Genomic DNA, 11,218 nt, shown 5'->3' with positions numbered 1-11,218 from the left:
CCACATCGGGTTGTTTCATTTCAGAAGGGTTAAGGAAATTGCAAACCAATTGGGATGATCTGCGCCTGTTTTTGACTGTTGCGCGCGAAGAGACCCTCTCGGGTGCCGGAAAGCTATTGCGGCTTGATCCGGCGACAGTCGGGCGCAGGATGCAGCGTTTGGAGCGCGCCTTGCAAGCCACCCTTTTTACCAAGTCGCCGCAAGGTTACATTCTGACAGATGCCGGGGCATCTTTGCTGGTACGTGCCGAAACCGCGGAAAGAGCGATGCGCAGCGTGGTTGCTGATCTCCCAGTGCAATCTGATCGCCTTACGGGTCAAATCCGTATCGGGGCGCCAGATGGGGCTGCCAACTATCTATTACCGCAAGTATGCGCCACCATTGGTGATGATAATCCGGACCTTGATATACAGATTGTGGCCTTGCCAAGGGTGTTCAATCTATCGCGTCGCGAAGCCGACATGGCCATCGCAGTCAGCGCCCCCACGGCAGGGCGTTTGGTGGTGCAGAAGATCACCGATTATCAGCTTCATCTCGCCGCCTCTGAGACCTACCTGGCGCAAAACCCGGTGATCCATACGGCGTCAGATCTCAAACATCACAGGCTTGTGGGATATATTCCCGACATGATCTTTGACCGGGAATTGGATTACCTCAGCGATCTGGGGATGACCCGCGTTCCGCTTGCGTCCAATTCGGTCTCGGTTCAGATTAACTGGATCCGTCAGGGCGGCGGTGTCGGGGTGGCCCATGATTTCTCAATTCCAGCCATGACAGGGGTCCGACGGATATTGACCGATCAAATCAGCCTGACGCGCGCATTTTACCTGATCCGTCACGGAGATGACCAGCGTAACTCGCGGTTGAGCCGTTTTGCCGACGCGCTCAGCAGCGGCTTGCGCGCAGAAGTTGTACGCTTGGAAGCGCTGGCTTGACTTGGTTGCGCTTTGCGGTGACGCTAGGGATGTTGTCAACACGTTGCAAGGAGGTCCGGCATGTTGGTGTCCCAGATCCTGAAAACCAAATTACAGCAAGACGTTGTTACGGTTTCCCCCACATTGTCCATCGCAGAAGCTGCGAGAATTCTATCAGAAAAACGCATCGGCACAGTGGTCGTTTCGCGCGATGGCAATACAGCGGACGGCATCCTGTCAGAACGTGACATCGTGCGCGAAATCGGTGCGCGCGGTGCCGGATGCCTGACACATACTGTCGAAACCCTGATGACAACGAAATTGGTGACCTGTGGGCAGGAAGATGCCGCAGATTCCGTGCTGCAACAAATGACAGACGGTCGATTTCGCCACATGCCCGTTCTCAATGCGGGCACTTTGATCGGCGTGATTTCATTGGGGGACGTGGTTAAAGCCAAGCTGTTGGAACTCGCGATGGAAAAAGATGCCCTTGAAGGCATGATCATGGGGCACTGACGGGCGGTATCGTTCACAGAGGCCTCAGGTAAAGGACTTGCAATCCCAAGTCCGAAGTGGTCGTTTACCCGAAATTCTCACGACAGGAGAGACCACATGCGCGTTGGCCTCTATCCCGGCACCTTTGATCCGATCACATTGGGCCATATTGATATCATTCGCCGCGCCAGTATCCTGTTGGACCGATTGGTGATCGGGGTTGCGATTAACCGCGACAAGGGGCCGCTTTTTTGTCTGGAAGAACGGGTGGCGATGGTGGAAGCCGAATGCGCCAAATTGGCGGGGCAGGCCGAGATCGAAATCCTCGTGCACCCATTTGAAAATCTTCTGATAGATTGCGCGCGCGACGTCGGGGCCCAGGTCATCGTGCGCGGCCTTCGCGCTGTGGCGGACTTTGAGTATGAATACCAGATGGTTGGGATGAACCGACAGTTGGATGATGGCATTGAGACCGTTTTTCTGATGGCCGAGGCACAACATCAGGCGATCGCAAGCAAACTGGTCAAGGAAATTGCCCGTCTCGATGGAGACGTCAGTAAATTCGTCACACCACGTGTTAAATCCGCACTCATGACACGGCTCGGGAAAAAGTAGGGCGCGCCATGATATGTTGCCGGGGTGCTCGGCCCGCAGCTGGGTGGTGTTTTCCGATTTATGCGCCCGCGCAAATGACCCCGGGATCAATGATCCGATGTTTTAACCCAGATGACCCATGCTGACGGCAACATCCGCCATACGCGCGGAGAAGCCCCATTCGTTGTCATACCATGCCAGAACGCGCACGGTGCGGCCCCCAACGACCTTGGTCTGATCCGGCGCGACGATGCAGCTTTGTTCGGTGTGGTTGAAATCAATCGATACCTTTGCTTCGGCGTCATAGGCCATGACTCGCGACATCGGGCCAAGCGCTGCGGCTTCCAGGGCCGCGTTGACTTCCTCTACTGTTACATCTCGCGGCGCTTCAAAGGTCAGATCAACAGCAGAAACATTCGGCGTTGGCACGCGCATCGCGGTGCCGTCGAGTTTACCGGCCATCTGTGGCAATACTTCGCCCAATGCCTTGGCCGCACCGGTGGAGGTCGGGATGATCGCCATGGCGGCGGCGCGGGCCCGGTAAAGATCATCGTGGCGCCGGTCCAGTGTCGGTTGATCGCCTGTATAAGAGTGAATGGTCGTCATGATCCCGCGCTCGATCCCAATCGCGTCATCCATGACCTTGGCGAGCGGGGCAAGGCAGTTTGTGGTGCAGGACCCGTTGGAAATGACAGCGTCAGACGGCAGAAGATCGCGGTGGTTCACACCATATACGATGGTTCGGTCCACATTCTTTGCCGGGGCGGAAATCAGCACGCGTTTCGCACCGCGATCGATATGGGTTTTGGCCTTGTCACCGTCATTGAATTTGCCTGTGCATTCCAACACGACGTCAACATCGGTCCAGTCAAGTTCATTCATATCATAGGTCGACATCATTCGGATCGGTCCACGTCCCAGATCAAGCGAGTTCGCACCGACGATCACATCACCGGGGAAGCGGCCATGAACCGAGTCGTATTTCATCAGATGGGCGGAGGTTTCCAGCGGACCGGTTGCATTGATCGCGACAACATCGATATCGTTGCGTCCTGAAGTTGCGATGTAGGACAGTGTGCAGCGCCCGATGCGCCCAAACCCATTGATACCAACTCTGATCGTCATATCTTTACTCCACAATGCCCATTTGTGCGCTCTATACCCGGTAACCTGATTTGGCGGAATGGTTAAAACGGCGTGTTTTCAAAATGTTAGCGTTAAACCTCGGCAACAGTCTGTTGCCCGCACGTTTTGCGTGCATTTTAACCATGATTGCCAAGAGGCGCAGGGCGCTCTAGGTCTTTGAGCGAGACAGGGCGAGAGTAAGGAAACCAACAAATGAGCGGATTGCTGGCATTACTGGATGACGTTGCGGGAATCGCAAAGGTTGCCGCTGCCTCCGTGGATGACGTTATTGGGCAGGCGGCAAAAGCGGGCGCCAAAGCTGCGGGGGCCGTCATTGATGATGCTGCCGTAACCCCAAAATACGTTCAGGGTTTTTCTGCGGATCGCGAATTGCCGATTATTTGGCGGATCGCAAAAGGATCATTCGTTAACAAACTGGTGTATCTTTTGCCGATTGGCCTGCTGTTGTCGAACTTCGCGCCCTGGCTGATCACGCCTTTGCTCATGCTGGGCGGCGCCTATTTATGCTTTGAAGGCGCTGAAAAGATTGCTCACGCTCTGGGTATCGGCGGGCACGGGCATGTGGATTACCCGGCAGCGGATACCGAAGCGCAGGACCCGGCCCATCTTGAGGAACAAAAAGCCGCAGGCGCAATCAAGACCGATTTCATATTATCGGCAGAAATCATGACGATCTCTCTGGCGGCGATACCACCGAGCAATTTCTGGATGGAGGCAGCGACCCTTGCGGCTGTTGCCGTCATGATCACAGTGGCGGTTTATGGATCGGTTGCTTTAATTGTAAAAGCCGATGACGCCGGGTTGGCCATGGCCGCCAATGCAAGGCTCGGGGCGACCCGCGCATTGGGACGGGGTATTGTGAAGGCAATGCCCAAGGTGATGTGGGGATTAACCGTTATTGGTACGGCGGCCATGTTGTGGGTCGGCGGCAGTATCATCGTGCATGGGCTGGAAGTTCTGGGCGCGCCTTGGCTTGGACATCACATTCATGATTGGGCCTACGCAATCGGCCATGCTTTGCCCGAACCGGTGATTGGGGTGGGAGAATGGGCCGCAAAAGCCTTTATGGATGGCATTGTCGGCATCGCGCTTGGGCTTGCCTTGATCCCCGTGGGCGAAAAGGTGGTCACGCCTCTGCTGCGCAAGACGATCGGTTAACAGTTTCAGTGCTGGGACGGTTTGAATGCTGTTTGTTCGACGGTTGATGGCTTCAGCCCGCCAAACCCATAGCCGTCCGCTTTGGCACGGCGCGCTGCTTCAGCATCAAGTTTCGTGCCAATGCTTCGAATGCTTGACGCAACCAGATGCACTATAACCAGCGCAACCAGCGCTATCGTTCCGACCTTCCAGTAGTTCAGCAATGCCTGCCAAAGCCCTTGGCCCATCAACAGTGTCACAACCGCTGCAATGAAGCCTGAAACGCCGCCAACAAGTACAAATCCGATTGCCATTTGAAGACCTCCTGCGCCCACTTTGTGAATAAGGTGTTAAGGCGAGGTTAACGCGCTAGATGGATTGCGCGGGTTGGTTAACGAATTTGCTTTTGCGAAATTAATGCATCGCGCTGGATCCAATAAAAAATGCGCCCTAAACGTAGGCGCATTTCAATGTTTTTGTTTTTGAAGCGATGCTCGCTATTTGATGAGGGATTTCGCTTTATCCGCAACGGCCTGTGCGGTGATGCCAAACTCTTCATAAAGCGTGCCAGCAGGGGCAGATGCTCCGAAATCATGCATCCCAACGAACCCGGATTTCTCGCGCTTGCCACGCTCCCCAAAGAGCCAGCGATCCCAGCCAAAGCGAATGCCGGCCTCGACTGCAACCCGCACCGGACCACCGGGCAAGACACGCTTGCGGTAGGCCTCATCCTGTTCCTCAAACAATTCCCAGCACGGCAGGGACACAACCCGAGTACCGATCCCTTCCGCCTGGAGAATGTCGCGGGCGGCCAGTGCGATCTCGACTTCGGAACCGGTGGCCAGCAGGATGGCCTGCCGTTTTCCATCCGCATCCGCCAAAACATAGCCGCCCTGTGCGGTCAGGTTCTTGGTCTTGTGCTCTGTTCGCACTGTTTTCAAACCCTGACGCGTCAGAGACAACACAGATGGTGTTTCCTTGGACGTCAACGCCAATTCCCAGGCCTCTGCCGTCTCAATCGTATCGGCGGGGCGGAACACATAGGTGTTCGGTGTCGCGCGGCTGATTGCAAGATGCTCCACCGGTTGGTGCGTTGGGCCGTCTTCGCCCAGACCGATGCTGTCATGGGTCATCACAAAAACGGTTGGGATTTTCATCAGGGCCGCCAAACGCATCGCGGGGCGTGCATAATCGGTGAAACACATGAACGTCCCACCGTAGGGGCGCAGACCGCCGTGCAGCGCCATGCCGTTCATCGCCGCCGCCATGCCGTGTTCACGAATGCCCCAATAGACATAACGTCCACCGCGACTGTCGACGTCAAAAACACCCAGATCACCGGTTTTGGTATTGTTGGAGCCGGTCAGATCTGCAGACCCACCCACTGTTTCAGGCATGACCGGGTTGACGATCTCCAAAACCTTTTCGGAACTCGCGCGGGTCGCGAGCTTGGGCGCGGCTTCTGACATCTGCTTTTTGAACGCTTTGATCACCGCGCTCAGCTTTTTGGGTGCTTCCAGCGCAAAAGCCCGATTGAAGGTTTCACGCTTGGCGCGGGGGAGGGTGTCAAACCGCTCTTCCCAGGCGCGGCGGGTCTCTGCACCGCGCGCGCCGATGGCTTCCCAGGCAGATTTCACATCTGCGGGCACCTCAAAGGGTCCGGTTTTCCAACCATAGGCTTCTTTGGCGGCGGTCAATTGGGCGGCATCCGTCAGCGCGCCGTGGCCTTTGGAAGTATCCTGTGCTGCATGGCCCAAGGCAATGTGGGTCTTGCAAGCAATCATCGTCGGTTTGCTGCCCTTCTTGGCCTGCGTCAGTGCGCCGTCAATGGCCGCCGGATCATGTCCGTCAATTTCCAGAACATCCCAGCCCGCGGACTTGAAACGGCCCACCTGATCGGTGCGATCCGACAGCGACACAGGCCCGTCAATGGTGATGTCGTTATTGTCCCATAGCACGATCAACTTGCTCAGGTTTTGGCGTCCGGCCAGTGTAATGGCCTCTTGGCTCACGCCCTCCATCAGGCATCCGTCACCGGCGATCACATAGGTATAGTGATCCACAACTTTTTTCCCATAATGCGCACGCTGGATTTCCTCCGCCATGGCAAAACCGATGGAATTGGCGATGCCCTGACCAAGCGGCCCGGTCGTGGTTTCAATGCCAGAGGCATGACCATATTCCGGGTGACCTGCCGTGCGCGATCCCCACTGGCGGAAATTCTTGATCTCCTCCAGCGTCATATCGGCGTACCCCGTCAGATGCAGCAGCGAATAAAGCAACATGGAACCATGGCCCGCCGAGAGAATAAACCGGTCGCGATCTGGCCAGGTGGGTTGCGTAGGATCGAACTTGAGGTGCTTTTCAAAGAGCACGGTCGCGACGTCGGCCATGCCCATCGGCATGCCGGAATGCCCCGAATTGGCAGCAGCGACGGCATCCAGTGTGAGCGCACGAATCGCCGTGGCCTTGGACCAGTGATCAGGGTTGGCGGCAGCGAGGGCTTTTAAATCCACGTGGTAGAATCCTTTGTCGGTTCGAAGCGGCCCCAAAAGCGGGGTTTCAGGCGAGATAGCCAAAGTTTGAGCGCTGCATAACAGTCGCCTCGCAAAGATCAAGGGCGGGGGCTTGCCTTTGGCAAACCATTGACTTCAACAGCGTCCGGCAAGCAATTGATCACAAAGAAAGGCGTGTTTGTGAGGTTGGTGGAATAGAGTTAATCTGAGCCTGCACGGGAGCGATTCGTCTCTCGCAGAATGAGGCAGCCGCAATCGCGGCGCGTTTTATAGAGAGATGATGAGGTGGGCATGAGCGAAATCGAAGATCTTCAAAGCCGGATTATGTCCGCCTTGGACCGGGTTGCCAAAGGTGTCGACGTTATTGGAAGCGGTGCATCTGAAAGCATGGAGGCACTCAAACTGGCGCTCGAAGATGAGAAAACCGTGAACGCGCAGTTAAATGAACGGGTGCGTGCCTTGGGAGAACGTCAGTCCAAGGCCTTGGAAGAACTGGAAAACCGGGCGACAGAAACCGCCGCGCGGATCAGTCAGTTTGATCAGGACCTGCAACGGTTGCGTCGCGCAAACGCGCAGCTTGGTGAAGCATGCGAAGCGCTCAGGACCGCCAATGCCGAAGGGGTTGGTGAGCCGGATCTGATCAACGCTGCAATGATGGCCGAACTTGAATCTCTGCGCGCAGCACGGACCGCCGAGGTCACGCAGGCGGATGAGATTATCGCCGCCTTGACGCCTCTGCTGGAAGCCGGCGCACCCCAAAATGAGGAGACTGTCTGATGCCGGAAGTCACAATTTCCATCGGAAGCCGTCAATTTGAAGTCGCCTGTCAGGTCGGCGAGGAGCATTTTCTGCACACGGCAGCAAAGATGCTCGATGACGAAGCGCAGGTTCTGGCCGATCAGGCCGGTCGCATGCCCGAAGCGCGCATGTTGCTGATGGCGGGTCTGATGCTCGCGGACAAGACGGCAAATGTGGAAGATCAGGTTGCTGAATTGCAAGCCAAGCTGACCGCACGTGACGCTGAACTGGCAAATCTGCGCGATACCGTCGTTGAGCCGGAGCGGGTCGAAGTCCCTGTCGTACCGCAGTCGGTGACAGACACGCTTGCTGAACTTGCCGCCCGCGCCGAGGCAGTTGCAGCTTCCGTCGAAGAAAAGTCGAAAGCGTAATGGGACAGTTTCAGATCATGGCTGGTTTCATGATCTGGACGGGCGCCGCCATGACCGCAAATGCGGGTTCGGTGGCGGCTCTCTACCTGTGTGAACGTTCCGTCGAGCTTCCGGTGGTTTTTGTTGAAGGGAAGGACTCGATTGGCGTTGCTGTTCTGTTGGTTGAAGGCGAAATGATCCATCTTGAAACCACACCTTCAGCCTCTGGCGCGCGCTATGCAGGGCCGCGCAATCTGTCTGGATACGTGTGGTGGACAAAGGGCGACGCGGCAATGCTGACTTGGTTTGATGCAACAACAGGCCAAGAGACACCGGTTTACGCGCAATGCACGCAATCCGATGGCTGATGAGCGGGTCTACTAACAAAGGAAAGCGGAGCTCGCTTTCTTTCTGGCTGGATGAAAGCGGCGACGCTTAACCGTTGGCTTCGCGAATCTTATCCGCAGCATCCTTGTCAAACGTCACACCGTTTTCGGCGAACAGCGTATCTAGTTCACCTGACAGGGTCATTTCGGTGATGATGTCGCACCCGCCGACGAACTCACCTTTGACATAGAGCTGCGGAACCGTGGGCCAGTCGGAAAAGTCCTTGATGCCCTGACGCAGTGCCTCGTCGGACAGGACATTCACATCCGAAAAGTCGACGCCCATGTAGTTCAAAACGCCAGCCACGCGGCTGGAAAAACCACATTGCGGCATCTCTTTGGTGCCCTTCATGAACAAAACCACGTCCGATCCGGAAATGGTTTCTTGAATTTGTGTTGTTGTGTCTGTCATTTCAATTCCTTCGGATCGCTCGGCGTTTAAGAGGTTCAATGCCGAAAATTCAAGTGTCTCAATCAGGGATTCTTGTTGTCAGCGCCAAAGCGTGCAGCTCTCCGTTGGAGCCGTCCATTTTGCCCTTCAGGGCCGCGTAGACTGCGCGCTGCTGTTGCACGCGATTCTTGCCGCGAAAGCTCTCATCAACAACCATGGCTGCCATGTGAACGCCGTCGTTGCCCTCTACAGTTATTGTTGCATCAGGAAAGCTGGCACGCAGCAGATCTTCGATTTCGCTGGCTTGCATGGGCATGGGCTCGGCTCCGTTGTGGTCTGTCTGCAAATGTAGTGGTCGGGGCAGGTGGGGACAAGGTGCCAAATTGAATTCCACAGGATAGCTCAGACGGAAAGGGATTCTCGCGTTTGGGGCAGACAAGCCGTGCCACATGTTAGATAGTTCGGTTCAGGGAGAGTCGGTATGGATGTTTTTGAAAACGCACCGGAACAGGCGCTGGCCTGGCATGACGCGGGACGCGGGGCGGTGTTGGCCACGGTGGTGGAAACCTGGGGGTCAGCACCCCGGCGCGTCGGAGCGCAATTGGTGATTGCTGGCGATGGTGAGATGCAAGGGTCCGTATCGGGCGGCTGCGTCGAGGGCGCTGTCGTTTTGGAGGCGGCAGATGCATTGGAAAAGGGCGAGCAGCGCTTGCTTGAATACGGCGTCAGCGATGGTGATGCCTTTGCCGTCGGTCTGGCTTGCGGCGGCACGATTCGTATTCTGGTGGAACCCGTCGGCACGGTCCTGCCCGTCGATGTTTTGAGTGACCTCGTGGCTGCCCGTGCGGCCCGTACCCCCACCGCGTATGAAGCAAGCCTTAAAACGGGGGCACGACGCCTTGTTCACGAGGGGTATGTGGATCGGTTTGCCATGGACAAATCGGGCTTCGAACAAGACGGGGATGTTTTTGTTGCGATCCACAATCCGCCATTGCGTTTGGTGGTTGTGGGCGCGGTGCATATTGCACAGGCCTTGGTACCGATGGCGCGGATTGCCGGGTATGACCCCTTTATTGTGGATCCGCGTGCCGCTTTTGGTTCTGAAGCGCGCTTTCCGGGAGAGCGGATCTTGCAAGACTGGCCGGATGAAGCGCTTGAAACCATTGGTGTGGACAGTCGCACCGCCGTTGTGCTGTTGACCCATGATCCCAAACTGGATGATCCGGCGTTGCATATTGCACTGCGGTCTCGTGCTTTCTACATCGGGGCGCTTGGATCCACGCGCACGCAGGCCTCGCGCGCAGGACGTCTTGCTGATGCAGGATTCGAACCGCATCAGATCGGCCGCGTTCATGGACCGGTGGGGTTGAACATCGGGGCGGCCGGTCCGCCCGAAATTGCAGTTGCTATTCTTGGCGAAATGACTCGGGTGTTGAGGCGCGGCGCATGAAGTTTGGACAGGTCGCCGTTGGGGATGCTGAAGGCGGCGTATTGGCCCATTCCGTATCGCTGGGCGATCGCAGGCGATTGCGCAAAGGGCGTATTCTGGACGCAAGCGATATTGGTTCTTTGACCCATGCTGGCATCACCGAGGTGACTGTCGCGCGGTTGGAGGCTGGTGACGTTTTCGAAAACGACGCGGCGCAATTGCTTGCGAAGGCACTTGTCCCAAATGCGTCTGACCAGTGTCTTAAGGTGACGGACGCTTTTACCGGGCGCGTCAATTTGCTGGCCGAAGGGCCGGGCGTTGCCGTCATGGATGTCGCGGCTCTTGAGGCGCTGAACCGAGTGCATCCGATGATTACGCTGGCAACTGTTCCGCCGTTTCAACAAATGTCACCCGGCGGGATGGTTGGGACGATCAAGATTATTTCCTACGCTGTGCCTGAGGCCGCTTTGATGGAAGCTTGCAAACTGGCAAAGTCTGCCATTCGTTTGGCACCGCCCAAAATTAAAACAGTTGGTTTGATCATATCCGAGATCGAAGGGGGCGCGGGCTCCAAAGGGCAAAAGGCCATTGCCGACCGGGTTGCGGCATTCGGCGTAACACTTTCCAAACCGATTGTTGTGCACCATGAGGTCGATGCCTTGTCCCATGCGATTGGTGAATGTCAGGATGAGCTAATATTGATCCTCAACGGTTCTGCGACATCAGACATAAATGACGTCGCACCTGCTGCCCTCAGAAACGCTGGCGGACAAGTGACACGGTTTGGCATGCCTGTGGACCCCGGTAACCTATTGTTTTTGGGAAACCTCGCAAAGCAATCGGTGATTGGTCTGCCGGGGTGCGCCCGCGCGCCAGCCTTAAACGGGGCGGATTGGGTTTTGTCACGGGTGATGTGCGGTATAGACGTCAGCGATGATGATGTGGCGGCCATGGGAGTCGGTGGGTTGTTGAAGGAAATCCCCACACGCCCGCAACCGCGCGCTGGAAAGCGACCTGAACCCACCAAATGAACCAGTCCGGAAGAGGCATTATAACGCATCT

14 protein-coding genes are annotated in these 11,218 nt (G+C 56.4%); 9 read left to right on the top strand and 5 right to left on the bottom strand.

What is annotated here, in order from left to right; translation table 11 throughout:
- Positions 1 to 38: 38 nt before the first annotated feature.
- From R8G34_03485 to coaD, 3 genes are all read left to right on the top strand, one after another.
- Positions 39 to 935, top strand: coding sequence for a LysR family transcriptional regulator (locus R8G34_03485; GenBank protein ID MDW3221940.1), 897 nt, complete (start codon positions 39 to 41; stop codon positions 933 to 935).
- 60 nt (positions 936 to 995) lie between these two features.
- Positions 996 to 1,430: a CBS domain-containing protein gene (locus tag R8G34_03480; protein ID MDW3221939.1), complete on the top strand. Its 435-nt coding sequence runs from the start codon at positions 996 to 998 to the stop codon at positions 1,428 to 1,430.
- 96 nt (positions 1,431 to 1,526) lie between these two features.
- Positions 1,527 to 2,024, top strand: coding sequence for a pantetheine-phosphate adenylyltransferase (coaD, locus tag R8G34_03475; protein MDW3221938.1), 498 nt, complete (start codon positions 1,527 to 1,529; stop codon positions 2,022 to 2,024).
- Positions 2,025 to 2,126: 102 nt separating this feature from the next.
- On the opposite strand, the gene gap is transcribed toward coaD, so the two are convergent.
- Positions 2,127 to 3,128, bottom strand: coding sequence for a type I glyceraldehyde-3-phosphate dehydrogenase (gap, locus tag R8G34_03470; GenBank protein ID MDW3221937.1), 1,002 nt, complete (start codon positions 3,126 to 3,128; stop codon positions 2,127 to 2,129).
- A gap of 213 nt (positions 3,129 to 3,341) precedes the next feature.
- On the opposite strand from gap, the gene R8G34_03465 reads away from it, so the two are divergent.
- Positions 3,342 to 4,307: a DUF808 domain-containing protein gene (locus tag R8G34_03465; protein MDW3221936.1), complete on the top strand. Its 966-nt coding sequence runs from the start codon at positions 3,342 to 3,344 to the stop codon at positions 4,305 to 4,307.
- Positions 4,308 to 4,312: 5 nt separating this feature from the next.
- On the opposite strand, the gene R8G34_03460 is transcribed toward R8G34_03465, so the two are convergent.
- Together R8G34_03460 and tkt are read right to left on the bottom strand one after the other, a co-directional pair.
- Positions 4,313 to 4,600: a hypothetical protein gene (locus tag R8G34_03460; GenBank protein ID MDW3221935.1), complete on the bottom strand. Its 288-nt coding sequence runs from the start codon at positions 4,598 to 4,600 to the stop codon at positions 4,313 to 4,315.
- 183 nt (positions 4,601 to 4,783) lie between these two features.
- A complete protein-coding gene (gene tkt, locus R8G34_03455; GenBank protein ID MDW3221934.1) occupies positions 4,784 to 6,802 on the bottom strand; it encodes a transketolase in 2,019 nt (672 codons plus the stop codon).
- Between the two features lie 291 nt (positions 6,803 to 7,093).
- On the opposite strand from tkt, the gene R8G34_03450 reads away from it, so the two are divergent.
- Genes R8G34_03450 through R8G34_03440 form a run of 3 tightly spaced genes read left to right on the top strand, consistent with a single transcriptional unit; the run spans position 7,094 to position 8,318 of the window.
- Positions 7,094 to 7,579: a hypothetical protein gene (locus R8G34_03450; protein ID MDW3221933.1), complete on the top strand. Its 486-nt coding sequence runs from the start codon at positions 7,094 to 7,096 to the stop codon at positions 7,577 to 7,579.
- Positions 7,579 to 7,971, top strand: a complete 393-nt coding sequence (locus R8G34_03445; GenBank protein MDW3221932.1) for a cell division protein ZapA — start codon at positions 7,579 to 7,581, stop codon at positions 7,969 to 7,971. The genes R8G34_03450 and R8G34_03445 overlap by 1 nt, the downstream gene beginning before the upstream one ends.
- Positions 7,971 to 8,318 (top strand): MliC family protein, encoded by a 348-nt coding sequence (locus R8G34_03440; protein ID MDW3221931.1) that lies wholly within the window; start codon positions 7,971 to 7,973, stop codon positions 8,316 to 8,318. The genes R8G34_03445 and R8G34_03440 overlap by 1 nt, the downstream gene beginning before the upstream one ends.
- Before the next feature lie 67 nt (positions 8,319 to 8,385).
- Here the strand turns inward: R8G34_03440 and grxD are convergent, their stop codons facing one another.
- Together grxD and R8G34_03430 are read right to left on the bottom strand one after the other, a co-directional pair.
- On the bottom strand, positions 8,386 to 8,748 hold the full coding sequence (grxD, locus tag R8G34_03435; GenBank protein ID MDW3221930.1) for a Grx4 family monothiol glutaredoxin: 363 nt from the start codon (positions 8,746 to 8,748) through the stop codon (positions 8,386 to 8,388).
- A gap of 58 nt (positions 8,749 to 8,806) precedes the next feature.
- A complete protein-coding gene (locus R8G34_03430; protein MDW3221929.1) occupies positions 8,807 to 9,043 on the bottom strand; it encodes a BolA/IbaG family iron-sulfur metabolism protein in 237 nt (78 codons plus the stop codon).
- 165 nt (positions 9,044 to 9,208) lie between these two features.
- Here R8G34_03430 and R8G34_03425 point away from each other — a divergent pair, with 165 nt between their 5' ends.
- Complete coding sequence (locus R8G34_03425; protein MDW3221928.1) at positions 9,209 to 10,177, top strand: XdhC family protein; 969 nt, start codon at positions 9,209 to 9,211, stop codon at positions 10,175 to 10,177.
- Complete coding sequence (locus R8G34_03420) at positions 10,174 to 11,187, top strand: molybdopterin-binding protein (GenBank protein ID MDW3221927.1); 1,014 nt, start codon at positions 10,174 to 10,176, stop codon at positions 11,185 to 11,187. Before R8G34_03425 ends, R8G34_03420 begins: the two co-directional genes overlap by 4 nt.
- Positions 11,188 to 11,218 lie beyond the last annotated feature (31 nt).

Source organism: Paracoccaceae bacterium, assembly GCA_033344815.1.
In the GTDB taxonomy this organism is placed as follows: domain Bacteria; phylum Pseudomonadota; class Alphaproteobacteria; order Rhodobacterales; family Rhodobacteraceae; genus Roseobacter.
This window is presented reverse-complemented; position numbering and strand designations above follow the sequence as displayed.